This is a genomic window from Marinomonas foliarum (genome assembly GCF_003337275.1).
GTDB lineage: Bacteria > Pseudomonadota > Gammaproteobacteria > Pseudomonadales > Marinomonadaceae > Marinomonas > Marinomonas foliarum.
On record NZ_QPJQ01000007.1, the window covers coordinates 48,804 to 64,550 of the forward strand.

Here is a 15,747-nt window from a genome sequence, read left to right on the forward strand (position 1 = left end):
CAAATAGTTACACTGTAATACTTAAAAGAGGAGGCTATTTAGCCTCCTCTTCCATTAAACTCCAAAATGCTTCTACCAATGGGTTCTTCAAACTTTTCTTGAGTGTAAACAGGCCAATATCATAAGGCTCCAACTCTGGCTGCACATCCAGCACCTTAATTCGATCCACCAATGGGCTGTTATCCAAGACGATTTTTGGCACAACTCCGATACCAAAACCCAAACTCACCATGCTCACAATCGCCTCATTACCGGTGACTTGAGCATAAATCCTTGGCGCGATGTCGAGTTGACGAAACCATTCGTCAATACGTGTTCGAGATACACCACCTTCAGAAAGAATCATTGGGATATTAGCCCACTCCTCTGGCGACGTTGGCGTGTTGGTTGGAACATTCGGCACTTGCTGTTCAAGTGGCGCAATAAACAACAAAGGCGAAATAGCGATTGGCTTAAAGGCTAAGCCACGAGGCAAGTTAGCTGGGCGGGCAGCAATGGTAATGTCCTCTTTACCATCCAGAATATGCGCAATCGCATGCTCTGGATCGCCAGTACGTAGCTTTATCTCAATCGCTGGATAAGCAATACGAAAACGACGCAGTAATTCATACAAAAAACTATAACTCGCTGTGACTGATCCATAAAGACTGATTTCACCACTAAGCTGGTCGGAATTATCTGTCAATTCATGACGAATCAAGTTCCATTGTCGGCTGGTATCGCGAGCGTACTTGAGAAATTTCTGTCCTTCTTGGGTTAATACTACAGTGCGATTATCACGGTTAAACAAAGCCACGCCGAGCTCGTCTTCTAAGTGTCGGATGTTTCGTGACATGGCAGAAATACTGATGTGACATTCGTCACTGGCGCGTCCGAAATTCAACGTTTCCGCTAAGGCGAGAAACTGCTTAAGCGTTTTTATATTCATAATGAAGCCTGCACCCTATTGCTGTTTACTCATCATAAATCATGATTGCAATAAATGGGATACTATATTGCGAATATATCAATTTACGAAAAGGTTCTACTAGGATAGATTAACCCTACTCGCAGAATGTCAGGAAAATCATTGCTTGGCGACTGTGTCATCCATTTTTAATATCCGCGTGTTTTTATCGCTGATACATTAATTTAAAAGGTGTGTTTATCATGGCTAATTACTTCAATACTTTGCCGCTACGCGAGCAACTAGCTCAACTAGCAAAATGTCGCTTCATGGACAGCTCTGAATTTGCAGACGGCGTAGAAGCGCTTAAAGGCAAAAAAATGGTTGTTATCGGTTGTGGTGCACAAGGTCTTAACCAAGGCTTGAACCTACGTGATTCTGGACTAGATGTTTCTTACGCATTGCGCCCTGAAGCGATTGCACAAAAACGTCAGTCTTGGAAAAATGCGACTGAAAACGGTTTTGTTGTAGGTACTTACGAAGATTTGATCCCAACAGCTGATGTTGTATTGAACCTAACACCTGATAAGCAACACACTCCAGTTGTTACAGCCGTTATGCCTCTTATGAAAGAAGGCGCTTGCCTATCTTACTCTCACGGTTTCAACATCGTAGAAGAAGGCATGCAAGTACGTGACGACCTTACAGTAATCATGGTTGCACCTAAGTGCCCAGGCTCTGAAGTTCGCGCTGAATACGTTCGTGGTTTCGGTGTTCCAACACTTATCGCGGTTCACGAAGACAACGATCCTAAAGGCGAAGGTCTTGCACTAGCGAAAGCTTACGCTGTTGGTACTGGCGGTCACAAAGCAGGCGTTCTAATGTCTTCTTTCATCGCAGAAGTTAAATCTGACCTAATGGGTGAGCAAACTATCCTTTGTGGTATGTTACAAACTGGTTCTATCCTTTGCTTCGACAAAATGATTGAAGAAGGCATCGACGCTGGCTATGCATCTCGCTTGATCCAATTCGGTTGGGAAACCATCACTGAAGCATTGAAATACGGCGGCGTGACTAACATGCTAGATCGTCTTTCTAACCCAGCTAAGATCAAAGCATTCGATCTTTCTGAAGAGCTAAAAATGATCATGCGTCCTTTGTACAACAAACACCAAGATGACATCATCAACGGCACTTTCTCTCGCGTAATGATGGAAGACTGGGCGAACGATGATAAAAACCTTCTTCAATGGCGTGCAGACACAGCGGAAACTAACTTCGAGAAAACACCAGCTGGCGATGTAGAAATTTCTGAACAAGAATTCTTCGACAACGGTATCTTGATGGTTGCTATGGTTAAAGCGGGCGTTGAGCTTGCTTTCGAAACCATGACTGCTGCAGGCATCATCGCAGAATCGGCTTACTACGAGTCTCTACACGAAACGCCACTAATCGCGAACACCATCGCTCGTAAGAAATTGTACGAAATGAACGCGACAATCTCTGATACAGCGGAATACGGTTGCTACCTATACAACCACGCTTGTGTTCCATTATTGGCTGGCTTCATGAAAGACATCAAAACCGACGTTATCGGTAAAGGTCTTTCTTTAGAAGATACTGGCGTTGATAACAAGCGCTTGATCGAAGTAAACACAGCACTTCGCTCTCACCCAGTAGAAGCGGTTGGTTCGGTTCTTCGTGGCCACATGGCGGATATGAAAAAGATCGTTTAATACGATTGTTGCGCTCGCCAATACTTTGTTAAACCAAGTATTGGCGGACTCATAACATCGTAATTTACCCATAAAAGCCGAGCTTCAAAACTCGGCTTTTTTGTCTCTACTTGTTATCAACAAAACATTAGGAAATACCATGGACAGCATCCGCTTAGACAACATCCTCCTCAACAAAGTAACAGTGAACTTTGATGATCGCTTTACCCTAAGCGAGATCGACTGGACCATTGAATCAAACCAACATTGGGTGATCACTGGCACAAATGGTGCGGGCAAATCGGCCTTGGCTGCTGTGCTAGCAGGCGTGGGGGAAATTGAAAATGGCACAATCACCGGTCTGCCAAAAAATGTGGGATTGGTGTCTTTTGAGGCCCAAGCGGAGCTGATTGCCAAAGAGCTGAAAAAAGACGATGCCGACATTATGGACGTAATTTCCCTCGGCACGCCTGTACATGAAATGATTTTTGAGAACTGCCAAGACCCAGAGCTTGCTCACGCCTTGGTAGAAAAATTCGGTTTAAGCACACTACTCGACCGCGCCTTTCGTAAACTCTCCACCGGCGAAACACGCAAAGTCATGCTGATTCGCGCCCTATCGAGTAAACCGGATTTATTAATTTTAGATGAACCTTTTGATGGCTTAGACGTAGATACGCTTGCCATGTTGCAAGCGCATCTGGTTTCCATCATAGACACCACGCCTATGATCTTAGTGCTCAACCGCTTCGATGAAATGCCTGAGTTTATTACTCATGTCGCCTATGTGGACAAGGGTGAACTGGCGCTAACAGTAGACAAAAAAGACGAAAGTGCCTTTAACGAGCTGTATCAGCTACTGCATTTGAAAACCACCGACCTACAAGTACCTGAAGCTGATCCAGCCAACACCTTGCCAGTACTCGACCCAAGTCAGCCATTGGTCAGACTCAAGCAAGCCACGATTAAATACGGCGATACGATCATTGTTGATAAGCTGGACTGGACCATTGAACGAGGCCAACATTGGCAACTTAGCGGCCCCAACGGCAGCGGCAAAACCGGCGTATTGTCATTGATCACCGGCGATCACCCGCAATGCTACACCAACGACATTTTCGTCTTCGGATTCCAACGGGGTAACGGCGAAAGCATCTGGCAGATCAAACAGTTTATCGGCTATGTTTCGACATCTTTGCAATGGGAATACCGAGTCAGCACCAGCTGCAAAAACGTGATTATTTCCGGCTTCTACGACAGCATCGGCATGTACACAAAATCCTCCGATAACCAGAAGAAAATCGCCGATCAATGGCTTGCACTGCTCGGCATGAAAGACCGTGCCGACCAACCCTTTAACAAACTCTCCTACGGCGACCAGCGTTTATTACTTATCGCCCGCGCTATGGTGAAACACCCACCATTATTGATCCTAGACGAGCCCTGCCTCGGACTAGACGACATGAACCGCCAGCTCGTCCTCGCTCTTATCGAGAAAATTTGTGAAGGCAAAGAAGAAACCACGGTGCTCTACGTCAACCACCACGCGGAAGACCAGATCAAAGGAATAGAAAGCTACTTGGGGTTGAAGAAGAATAACTAAGCTTTTGCAGGCTCTTTGCCTCAGACAGAAAACCGTGTGACGCTTCATACTCGAAACTGCCGCCTACCTCACATGAAGCGTCACACTTGTTTTCAAAAGCTGATATATTTAACGCATTCAGGGTTAACTCACCTACAAAAAACTGTCGCAAAAGGACATTGCTGTGCCAACAAATCAACCATTTACTACTTATGAAGAAGTACAGCTAATAAACAAATTTGAAAAACTAAATAAAAAAGCTATATCTATTCTTACAGCCCGTTGCGCATTACGATGTCTTCCATTATTAGCAGTAAAAAAAGACCCAAATGACTATTTCCCATATTGGCCAGATGAATACCAAGCTCGATATCTATTGTCAATTTGGTGGGTATCACTAACTACTACCAACAACTATAATAAAGCAGTAAATAAAGAAGACAGTGCATCAGTCAGTTTTGACAAAGAATCGTTATATAAAGCCGCAGATGCAGTCAATAAATTTTCCAGCGAAAACTTTGGCAATACAAACCTATCCTTCTCAGCTTATGCTGCTGCAGAAACTGATGCTGCAGCCTTCGCCGCCAACACCTTTCTAAATATAACAAGCTCTGCTACTTTTGATTACACCTTTACAAATGCCGCTAATGCGGCAGATGCTGCCTTAGACGCTAATATCCCTTTTCCAAACATTAAGGTGGAGTTCGAGTCAGATTTAATATTATTAGAAAAAAGTGAAATTTATCCATTCCGAAATACACCGCTATGGCATAAACCAAATATAGATTATAAAAATTGGATGACAAAACATCTTAAGGAAGCATTGTACCGACTATCAATAAGGCAAAGCCATTCAAAAACTCAAACCCTCATTAATGATATTTGGCCTATCTATAAAGGGATTTTCGATGGCAAGCCAGACCAGAAAGCCATAGATAACGCACTCGATCAATTGGAAAATTTTTTTTCCAATAAGGGCATTGACGAAACAGAAAGCAATAAGCTCTTCGATGGTAAAGATGATGAGCCTGCTTATGGGAAAAGCGACGAGCTGTTTAATAAAAGAAAAAATGAACCGAATTCTGAAACTAAACTCGAAGAAACAGAATATGACATTGAAAGCATTGCGGGTAATCGCCACAACAGCCATCAATATGCAGTTGAAGATAAGCTCAATCGTCAACATCTAGTGAATACCTTGGCGATTTTACTACAAGACAAAAATAATCATCACCATCAGACCATTGGTTTGTTAGGTCATTGGGGCGTTGGCAAAACCTCCGTTGTTGAGCTACTTAAAACTGCCCTGCAAAAGAAAGAAGATAAAACATCTATAGCTAAACGGCTAAAAGACATCCTACTACACTGTCAAACTATTGGTTTACTGAAATATTGTAGAGCTATCAAATCTTCCATTGCCAAACGGCTTAAAACTACCTTCCAAACAAAAAAACATAGAGATAAGCCAAAATTTCTATTTGCCGAATTTAATGCCTGGGAATATGAACACACAGATAACCTACAAGCAGGTATCGCTCAAGAAATGATCAAGGCGCTGTCTAGTCCAGAACCCAAACCTAATCGTTGGGAAAAGTCATTTTGGCCTTTCCGAAAAATCTTGCTGACATTACGGTTTGCATGGAGCTTACATAGCTGGAAGATATTAGCGCCTTTATTTCCTCTTGTTTTCGCTCTTGCACCTATTTGGTTTTTATACTTTTTCAAAGAACAATTTGATCAAATAAATGATGCGGTTATTTACATTTTCTCTACCACTTGGTTCATCGGATTTTTATACCCAACGTGGAAAGAAATTAAAAAGGTATTAGCTGGACCTCTAGCAAAAGAGTTTTTAACTTATTTGAAATTACCTGATTATGGCGAACACTTAGGCATGATTCCGGTGATGCGTGAGCACATTAAAAAACTCACCAAGGTGCGTTTGGGCAATGAAAAACGCTTGTTGTATGTAGTGGACGATTTGGACCGTTGCGGACACAAGGGCATTGTTAAAGTGCTCGAAGCAGTGCGAATGGTGCTGGATTTAGACAACGTCATTGTGGTAATCGCCGTAGACCAACGAATTGCCTTAGCGGCACTGGCGCTGAATTACAAAGAACTCGCCACGCAACATCACATTGAAGATCCTAGGCTGATCGCTCGCGATTACTTAGCGAAAATTATCCACCTTCCTATTGTGCTCACTGAGCCAGATGAAGCATCTGTATCCAGTTACCTGGAACACCTTTGGAATGAAACCAGTTCACCGGAAAGTAAAGCGCTAGCCGAAAAGACAGACACCTTACCCCAACAGGATGAAAACTCTATTAAAGACAACACCAACAACACAGATGAAGCAAACCAGACAGATACTATTGAGCAAAGAGTAAAGACTGAGCAAGAAGGAAACGTCATTAGACGGAATACCGAAAGAACCAACACAGAAACGTCGGAAACAGACTTTCCAGTAGAGCAAGAAACAGCAGAAACACCCAAAGATGTTAAACAAGTGGAACAACTCGCCGAGCCACAAAAACTCGCCTTTACCTATTGGCTAAAGCATTTCGAGTTATCCAACCCTCGTCAGATAAAACGTTTGAATAACAGCTTTAATCTACTTCGTAATTTTTACCCCGGAGAGGATAAAGAGCCAGTAGAAGTAACAAGCGAAGAAGCAGGAAGTGAACATGCCTTCCCCATGATGGTGACACTATTTGCTTTTGAATATCTAAATAATCTTGATGACATGCAAAAGCGACAAAAATTAAAACAACTGATTAATAAAGAAAGTGATGATTTAACTGAGAAGGAAGAGGCATATCTAACAGACTACAAAATAACGCCATTGGTAATTGAACTGGCAAACCTTAGCTTAAAAAACACCACCATGATCCTAGGTATTGAGCCCTTTGTCCTTCCAGGGATTGATATGATCGATAAAACAGCAGAAAAAACAGAAAGTCGCTAATCACACACGACTACGATATCTAAACCCGTTTAATAGCATTTTTATAAACCTCATTACGCTCCCGCTTTCCTACTGCCAACACAGTGACAATAACGACATCGTCTTGTACTTCGTAAACAAGGCGATAACCTGATTGACGTAATTTTATCTTGTAGAGGTTGTCAGCGCCTGAAAGCTTTGAAGCAGGAACATGTGGATGGTCTAAACGCTCGATCAGCTTCTTTTTAAATTGCTGCTGTAGCGTGGCTCCAAGTTTTTGCCACTCTTTCAGAGCGCTCTTTTTGAATTCGAGTTTATAAGTCAGCGATGCTGACTGAGATACTTTCTTCATTGGCGCGTTCCTTCGCGAGTACTATCAATTCCATATCTTCCAATTTATCCATTAAGGCTTCATACGCTTCGGCAGGAACACAGTAAAACGCAGGTTCATTGCGATTTAATACAGCAACCGCCTTACCGTGTGCGCTGGCGGCAACTTTCATTGGGTTAGCTTTAAACTCTGTAATGCTGGCAGCCACGTCGGAAAGGATTCTAGAAGTCATTTTAAAGCACCTTTAATCGACCTAATAAAAGGTCATTTTAATTTTCGACTGATCATTTATCAAGCAACACTTTTTTAACAGATCCTACAGATTGATTCTTCGTGGTCGCTAAGATGTCTTCTGGAAAAAGGGTTTGGTAAGAATTCATGTCGGTATGCTTACCATCAAGTCGTGGATGTAGTCGCCTTTTAAGGTCTTGACTGGTTTCATGGTCGTTCACCCGCTCTCCAAGTACATCTAATAATGCACCTTCTAAGCATTGTGGTGACCAAAGTATTATCTTGTAGCCATTCTGATGTGCTTTTTTCATTTCAGCATTAGTGGGAGGAAGATCCGAGTCTAGAACAAGGTAACGTTTGTCGTAATCAACAGCTTTAAAACTACGAATGGCATTTTGAATAATATTTCCTGCTGAGCCGCCATCACCCGCTTCCACTTTGGCAGTTCGACCACAAGATCTCGGACAAAAGAATCGCTTCATGTGATCAATAAAGGCTTTATCATCAGCTCCTTCGCCTACAACCAGAAGCGATGTGCTGACTGTTTTTCTAATCTGTTTACGTTTGGCCATTATGTCATTCCTTTGCTAGCCATCTTTTAATTGCAGAGTTTACAGTTCTGGTACTGCGCCAAGTGCTCCAGCCATATATTTGGCATAGAGATTATCATCAGCTCGTACGCCAACCATCTCATCTAAACGCCATGCATCTGAGATTTGTTGCTGTTTTTCACAAAGATAAATCTGGTGTTTTTGCAAGCGGTTAAGGACTTCTGGTGTGTGACACGTGAAGATGAGTTGAGCTTGATGGGGATTAGTATGTTCAAAGCGAAACCATTCTATGATTTTAGGAATCAAGTATGGATGTAGGTCATTATCGATTTCATCAATCACAGCACAACCGCCCTTTTCAAGCACGGTCAACAAACGCTCTAACATAACAAAGGCGGATTGCGTACCACTCGACTCTTCCAAAAACGGTAAGGAAAACGCTTTTCCATCAGCAGATTGATGTATGCCAATAGGCATATAAAGTTGTTCAGATGAGCCATCCTTGTCCGTCGCTTTAAACGCTTTAATCTCCACGTTAGACAGCCCTAAATCAAACATTCCCATTACTTCGATCATGCGATCTTTAAGCGTTGGTGACTTTTCATACGATTCTGCGGCATGAAACAAGGCTTCAGACCGAAAATGTCTACGCCCCATATAAGCCACATTGCTTGCAACACTTTTAAAAAAATCAATAAATGGGCGAGCTTCTAAAATATCGTAACTATAGGCCGCAGACAAAAGTGAGGCATTATCACGCAGTGTTTCCGCCTTATTTGCAGGGAAAGGAAAGCCCTTTTCTTTAAAAGAAAACGTCTCACCCTTTTTTTCTCGCTTAAATAGGTAACTGAACTGACTGCTTGTTTTTACATACAAACCTTCGAATTGAATACGTTCATTATTAAGTACAAGTCGATACCGATAAGTCTGATTGTCTAATAAGAAATCGACTTCAACCATGGTGTCTTCCTCAAGGTGAAGACGGTGAGGTTGAAAAGGAACATGACTATCAGGATCACCTTTTAAAAAGGACGAACTGGCAAACCAGCTTAAAAAGACCAGTGGTTTTATAAATTGCGTCTTACCGGATCCATTTGCCCCAACTACAGCAAGCACTTTGTTTAAACGAATGTCAGGCAAGTTGACATCAAACCCAGATGGGATTGGCTTTTTCCCCACAGCAAAGTTAATCGATGCTTCTTGGGCAAAGCTATAAAAATTGCTAAACCGCATTGAAATAATCATAAAAAACAATTTCCAACAAATTTACGTTGATTTTAAGACTATATAAAAAATACTGCGAAATAGATACCTATCATTAAGAGAATCATAAATACCTCAACCACACTTGACTGTCATTCTGATCAAAGGTAAAAATAGAGCTATGAAAAACGTATCCCTTACTCAGCAACGAATTATTATCATCATTCCTAGGAGTGGTGGGTTCGTTGTTGAGTAAATAAAGCAAACCCGCCCAAGAGGCGGGTTTCTTTTTTCTGCTTCTTGGGTTTTAACAGGAAGCCGATATGAGTACTCAAGACTCCCCTTCGCATTTAGCCCCTGAGGCTGACAATCCCTCTGCATCCGAGCGTTTTTCGTTCGTGGATGCTGAACATGCTGTGCTGACATTTTGGCAGGACAAACAGATTTTTAAGCGCTCTCTTGCCGCTTCGAAACATAAGCCTGACTATGTGTTTTACGATGGGCCACCGTTTGCAACGGGGTTGCCCCATCATGGTCATCTGGTGGCATCAACCATCAAAGACATCATCCCGCGTTACTTTACGATGAAAGGATTCCATGTAGAGCGGCGTTTTGGTTGGGATTGTCATGGTTTGCCCATCGAGCATGAAATCGATAAATCCCTTGGTATGTCCGCCAAAGAAGCGGTTGAATCGCTGGGTATCGCCCGTTACAACGCGGAATGCCGTGGCATTGTTCAGCGTTATGCCAGCGAGTGGGAAAAGACCATCACGCGCCTTGGCCGCTGGGTAGATTTTGACAACGATTATCGCACCATGGAGCCTTGGTACATGGAGTCCGTTTGGTGGGTCTTCAAACAATTGTGGGACAAAGGGCTCGTCTACCAAGGGGACAAAGTTATCGCCTATTCCACTGAGCTGGAAACCGTATTATCCAACTTTGAAGCCAGTTCTAACTACAAGGACGTTCAAGACCCTGCGGTCACAGTGTTGTTTAAACTCGTAGAGGAAGACGCCTATTTTGCCGCTTGGACAACCACACCTTGGACACTGCCTTCAAACCTTGCCCTGTGTGTTGGTCCAGACATTCCTTATGTCAAAGTCCATGATACCACTATCAACCAAACCCTTTGGCTCGCCGAGGCGCAACTAGAATCTGTGTGCAAGGGCCATGATGTAGAGGTGCTTGATAGAGTTGTGGGAGCCGACTTGAGTGGTAAACGCTATGAACCGCTTTTCCCCTATTTTAGCCACTTGAATGCGTCCGGCGCTTTCCATGTATTTGCCGATAATTTTGTCTCGACTGGCAGTGGTACAGGCATTGTTCACATGGCTCCCGCCTTTGGTGAAGACGATAACCGCGTCTGCAAGGCCAATGGTCTAAATGCCTCAGTTTGCCCTTTGGACAGCCGTGGCCGCTTCACCCATGAAGTGACTGACTTCGAGAACTTGTATGTGAAAGAGGCCGATAAAGCCATCATTCAAACATTAAAAGCGCGTGATCTTTTGTACCGTCAGGAAACCATCACCCATAGTTATCCTTTTTGCCCTCGCTCCGATACGCCCATCATCTACCGTTCTGTGCCCTCTTGGTACATCAAGGTAGAGCAAATGCGTGCCGAGCTACAAGCCAACAACGATCAGATCAATTGGGTACCAGAGCATATCCAACAAGGCCGAATGGGAAAATGGTTAGAAGGTGCAATCGATTGGTCGGTATCGCGTAACCGCTATTGGGGTACTCCGCTGCCAATCTGGGTAAACGATACAACAGGAAAGCATTTGTGTCTTGGCTCTATAGAAGAGTTAAAAAACTACACTGGCGTAACCGTCGACGATTTGCATCGTGATCATGTTGATGAACTGACTTTCTCCCTTCCAAAGGAACCAGGCACCTATCGACGCATTACGGAAGTATTCGACTGCTGGTTTGAGTCCGGTGCCATGCCTTATGGACAAGTGCACTACCCCTTTGAAAATAAAGAGCAATTTGAACGTAACTTCCCAGCTGCGTTTATCGCCGAAGGGGTGGATCAAACACGGGGCTGGTTTTATACCTTACAAGTTCTCAGCCAATGTTTGTTCGGGCGACCAGCGTTTAAAAACGTTATCGTCAATGGCATAGTGATGGCAGAAGATGGCAAAAAGATGTCCAAACGCCTCAAAAACTACACGCCCCCTGATACTCTGATGGAGCACTATGGGGCGGATGCTTTGCGTCTATATTTGATCAACTCAGGCTTGGTAAAGGCGGAAGAGCAACGTTTTTCTGATGCTGGCGTACAAGACATGGTGCGTCAGGTGTTGTTGCCTTGGCTCAATGGTTTTCGCTTCTTCTCGACCTACGCCGAGATCGATCAATGGCAAGACTCAGGATCGGACAAATCCTCTGATAACATCTTGGACCAGTGGATATTGTCTCGCCTGCAAACCTTAACAACCAAGGTCAATCAGGAGATGCAAGCCTACCATCTCTATAACGTGGTGCCAGCGCTCTTTGAGTTTATCGAAGATCTCACCAATGGCTATATCCGTTTGAATCGAGCCCGCTTTTGGCAAAAAGAAATGAATGAAGACAAACAGCAGGCTTATCACACTTTGTACTCTTGTTTGGATACATTCAGCAGGTTAATGGCGCCTTTTACACCGTTTCTTGCGGAGCATTTATACCAAGAGCTGTTGCCTTTTTCCGCTAACGAAAGGCCAGAGTCAGTGCATTTATGCGACTACCCCACGGCAAATGCGGCGTTAAAAGACGAAAAGTTAGAAGCCAGTGTCGCTCGTGTTCAGCACATCTTGGTAATGGGCCGCCAACTGCGTAACGATTTGAAAATTAAACTAAAAACACCTCTCAAATCTCTGACCGTATTGCATAAAGAGGCTAAGGTACTAAACGACATCGCTCGTTTGACGGATTACATTCAAACCGAGCTGAACATCAAAGACATACTCTTTAGCCAACAGGAAAATGACTACATCGACTTCTACGCTAAAGCGAATTTCCCAGTTTTAGGCAAACGCCTTGGCAAGCAAATGAAATACTATGCAGCACGTATTGCGCAACTCAATGAGCAAGAGCTGGAGCATCTAGAAACTCACGGGCAAATCGAGGTGGATGGGCAAGTATTTAACCAAGAAGAGATTCACGTCTATCGTCAAGCCAAAGCGGGTACGCACACCACGTCCAACCGTTTTGTGTCGATCAGCATCGACCCAGAACTGACAGAGGAATTGGTGGCGGAAGGCGCCATGCGAGAAATTGTTAGCCACATTCAGAAAATGCGTAAACAACAGGGCTACAAGGTATTGGATCGCATCGACATTAGTATCGAAGCGAGTGACGTACTGGCTCATTGGTGCCAGCATCACCTCGATTACATCAAGACAGAAACCTTGGCTAATACGTTGAGTTTTACCAAGGTATCTGAATCGGGCTCACGCTTGAGCACCGATTTAGGCGAGGTAAACGTCGTTGTTGAGCTAAGCAGTAAATAATAAAGCGAAAACATCGGTCTATTGGTTCCCTTTCTTACCAGTAGATCGATGAAGCCTGTTCCTTGGTAAGAAGTCAGTCTATCTAAGCAACCTCATTCGCAGATTCTTTCTAACCAAAACAAGAAGATAGAAAGTCATAAACTTTAGCGATAAGATACGCCCGTTTTTAACAATGAAACCTATAGGGAACACTGTGAACCATACTTTACGCTCGATAACACTTGCACTGACTTGTGTCGCTAGTTTATCTGCTAACGCGGATCCAAAAACACCTGGTACTCATAAAGGCTATTCCACCATTGATATGACTACGGCGGGCATGCCAGCAGATGTGAAGATGATTTCTGTTGCGGATATCAAGAAGGAACTGCAAGGCAAAGCACCTTTTGCCGTTGGTTTAGATATTGATGACACTAGCTTGTTCAGCACGCCGGTTTTTTATCGTGGCCAGCAAGAGTTCTCGCCAAATGGTTATTCTTACCTATCGAATCAAGATTTTTGGGATAAGGCGAATTGTGGCTGGGATGCGTTCAGCATGCCTAAGAACATTGCTAAAGAGTTGATTGCTATGCACCAAGAACGTGGTGATAGCATTTATTTCATCACTGGTCGTACCGGTTCTGATTGTAATTTCACTACAGAGTATTTGAAAAAGGCTTTTGATATCAAAGATATGCATGATGTCATATTTGCAGGATCAAGCCGTACTGAATACACAAAAACCAAGTACATCAAAGAGAATGACATCAAAATGTACTATGGCGATGCCGATGGTGACATTATTTCAGCTCGTAATGCTGGCGCAGAAGGCATTCGAGTAATGCGCGCGGCGAACTCTAGCTACAAACCCATTCCTAAGAATGGCATCTATGGTGAGCGAGTACTAAAAGACTCTCAGTACTAAGCTATTCTCTTTATTAGCGTCAAATGATAAAAAGCCGAAAATTGAGTTTTCGGCTTTTTACTGCTTTCTACTATTGGCAAATATCAGCACACGAATGCAAGGCAGCGGGATCTATCGCTGAAAATGCTGGCTCACCAACTTTTGCACTAGGCTCCAGATTCTCTTTGAACCCGCGCTAATCACTGAACCATAGCGTTGCTTAACTTGTTCGTGACTGACATTACCTTCGCCCCAAGTGCCACCCTCGGTGGCGACGTTATGAATCAGTGGCTGTAGACGATCTAGGGATTTGGCAAATACAGCGTCGTTGCTTTCTGCCGTTTCAAATTCGTACCAAAAGGCTTTGAGTTCTTCGCCTTGTGACGTTGGCAATAAACCAAAAATACGCTCTGCGGCTTTTTGTTCTGCCTCTTCTTGAGCAGTGTTGTCCGAGGTTTCGTGAATTGGGTGATCACCCGCGTCGATCTCAACAATGTCATGGATCAAGAGCATCTTAATCACACGGTCTATATTGATTTCTTTATCCGAACAGTCCTTTAGGATTAAGGCATACATGGCTAAATGCCAAGAATGCTCGGCGGAGTTTTCTCTGCGAGATTGATCAATCAATGGCGATTTACGGATGACAGACTTCAGTATGTCTATTTCACGCAAAAAATCGAGTTGCTGCTCGATGGCTGTATCGTTAAGTTGATCTGACATGCAATACCTTCACCTGAATTATTGATGTTTGGTCAAGAGTACCTAAGTAGCTATAAAAATCGACCCTAAGTTTCAAAACTAGCCTCCAAGTAGTAGCATCATGCTTCTGCCTGATTAGTCATCACTTCCTCTAATTGCAGACCCAACATCTCCATTGTTGTATTTTTAGTTTGTACTGGGAATCCGCCAACTGCCAGAGCTATCCATTCTGCAGCATTTGGGATAATTTCTACCAGCTGAGGAAGGTCATTAACGCATAGAAATTTGATGTCAGGGTCTGTTGCTCTGCTGAGTATCGCTAGAGTGTCCGTAAGCGGTTTCCCTTTCCCATATCCGCTAGAGATATGAAGGTGGTCATCTTCGGCGCTAAGCTTGGCTTCCTTATTCAATATACAGGCATGGTTATGCAGTCCCTGTGGGAAAAATTGAGCTAAGTTTCGAAATCTGTATTTAATATTATTGAGGAACTCATCGGGATAGCGAGCAAACAATTCGGCCATCTTTGAACGTAGAAAAGGATGGACGACATGGGCAGCAGAGAACAACTCAGAAGCCGGAATCCCAATAATTTTAGCCGCATTCGCCTGCATAAAGTAATGAAATTTCGCGGGATCAACGCGTGCTTCAGTGCCGCTAATCCGCTTACTAAAATCCGCCCATTTGCCTCGTAAAACAGGCGCTAGCCCATCAAACACATCAGTCGGTTTTAATGGCGCGGCCAAGAACACGTCGTCATTAAAGTAGATGAATCGCTCACTCAGCCCTTCTATTCGCCATAACATGCTCTCAATGGTCAAAGAATTAAAGGTGGGTAAAACATGCGTGAATCCAGCAAAGATTTCCGCGTGATAAGCAAGATGCACCTTGGCTCTAATGCTTTCAGAAAGGCTTGATAGATCTGGCCCCTCATCATCAACAACAATCCAGATTTTACCTATCCAAGGAGCATGGTTTTCGATTGATTGGATGCAGTACAAAATTTCATCGTTACACACCCATCTATGAGGATTCGACGCATTTTCATTTAATGGCAATAACTCCATTGCCATGTATTTTTGTCGTTTCTGACGGTGTTTCGCAGAGTTTCCATCGACCCAAGTGATGACAGCATCAATTGGTTCAAGCTGGAGTTCGTTTACATTGCTTAGCATTTCAGTCGATGTCTCTTAGGTGTGGGTAGCGGAGGTTCAGCATGAGGATG

The 15,747-nt window shown here is 43.6% G+C and carries 12 protein-coding genes; 5 read left to right on the forward strand and 7 right to left on the reverse strand.

The genetic code is table 11. The features are described from left to right. Positions 1–34: 34 nt before the first annotated feature. Complete coding sequence (ilvY, locus tag DFP77_RS05360) at positions 35–928, reverse strand: HTH-type transcriptional activator IlvY (protein WP_114411251.1); 894 nt, start codon at positions 926–928, stop codon at positions 35–37. Between the two features lie 221 nt (positions 929–1,149). Here ilvY and ilvC point away from each other — a divergent pair, with 221 nt between their 5' ends. The 3 genes from ilvC to DFP77_RS05375 all read left to right on the forward strand — a co-directional run bounded on the left by ilvC (position 1,150) and on the right by DFP77_RS05375 (position 7,151). Beyond that, positions 1,150–2,622, forward strand: a complete 1,473-nt coding sequence (ilvC, locus tag DFP77_RS05365) for a ketol-acid reductoisomerase (protein WP_114411252.1) — start codon at positions 1,150–1,152, stop codon at positions 2,620–2,622. Between the two features lie 139 nt (positions 2,623–2,761). Continuing rightward, positions 2,762–4,204: a molybdate ABC transporter ATP-binding protein ModF gene (gene modF / locus DFP77_RS05370; protein WP_114411253.1), complete on the forward strand. Its 1,443-nt coding sequence runs from the start codon at positions 2,762–2,764 to the stop codon at positions 4,202–4,204. A 163-nt stretch (positions 4,205–4,367) separates the two neighbouring features. Continuing rightward, positions 4,368–7,151, forward strand: a complete 2,784-nt coding sequence (locus tag DFP77_RS05375; RefSeq protein ID WP_114411254.1) for a KAP family P-loop NTPase fold protein — start codon at positions 4,368–4,370, stop codon at positions 7,149–7,151. Between the two features lie 19 nt (positions 7,152–7,170). Here the strand turns inward: DFP77_RS05375 and DFP77_RS05380 are convergent, their stop codons facing one another. From DFP77_RS05380 to DFP77_RS05395, 4 genes are read right to left on the reverse strand one after another with little or no spacing between them, the layout of a single operon-like run. Then, entirely contained in the window at positions 7,171–7,482 is a 312-nt protein-coding gene (locus DFP77_RS05380; protein WP_441328190.1) for a type II toxin-antitoxin system RelE family toxin, read from the reverse strand. After that, positions 7,445–7,693 carry a type II toxin-antitoxin system Phd/YefM family antitoxin gene (locus DFP77_RS05385; RefSeq protein ID WP_114411255.1) on the reverse strand — a complete coding sequence of 83 codons (249 nt, stop codon included), beginning with the start codon at positions 7,691–7,693 and terminating at the stop codon, positions 7,445–7,447. Before DFP77_RS05385 ends, DFP77_RS05380 begins: the two co-directional genes overlap by 38 nt. A 52-nt stretch (positions 7,694–7,745) precedes the next feature. Continuing rightward, the gene (locus DFP77_RS05390; RefSeq protein WP_114411256.1) at positions 7,746–8,264 is read right to left on the reverse strand and encodes a hypothetical protein; all 519 of its coding nucleotides are present in this window, start codon (positions 8,262–8,264) and stop codon (positions 7,746–7,748) included. A 39-nt stretch (positions 8,265–8,303) separates the two neighbouring features. Further along, the gene (locus DFP77_RS05395) at positions 8,304–9,488 is read right to left on the reverse strand and encodes an AAA family ATPase (RefSeq protein ID WP_114411257.1); all 1,185 of its coding nucleotides are present in this window, start codon (positions 9,486–9,488) and stop codon (positions 8,304–8,306) included. Between the two features lie 281 nt (positions 9,489–9,769). On the opposite strand from DFP77_RS05395, the gene ileS reads away from it, so the two are divergent. Beyond that, positions 9,770–12,940 carry an isoleucine--tRNA ligase gene (ileS, locus tag DFP77_RS05400; RefSeq protein WP_114411258.1) on the forward strand — a complete coding sequence of 1,057 codons (3,171 nt, stop codon included), beginning with the start codon at positions 9,770–9,772 and terminating at the stop codon, positions 12,938–12,940. Between the two features lie 193 nt (positions 12,941–13,133). Further along, entirely contained in the window at positions 13,134–13,844 is a 711-nt protein-coding gene (aphA, locus tag DFP77_RS05405) for an acid phosphatase AphA (protein ID WP_114411259.1), read from the forward strand. Between the two features lie 111 nt (positions 13,845–13,955). Here aphA and DFP77_RS05410 read toward each other — a convergent pair whose 3' ends face one another. Beyond that, positions 13,956–14,546 carry an HD domain-containing protein gene (locus DFP77_RS05410; RefSeq protein ID WP_114411260.1) on the reverse strand — a complete coding sequence of 197 codons (591 nt, stop codon included), beginning with the start codon at positions 14,544–14,546 and terminating at the stop codon, positions 13,956–13,958. 98 nt (positions 14,547–14,644) lie between these two features. After that, a complete protein-coding gene (locus DFP77_RS05415; RefSeq protein WP_114411261.1) occupies positions 14,645–15,697 on the reverse strand; it encodes a stealth family protein in 1,053 nt (350 codons plus the stop codon). Positions 15,698–15,747: the final 50 nt, after the last annotated feature.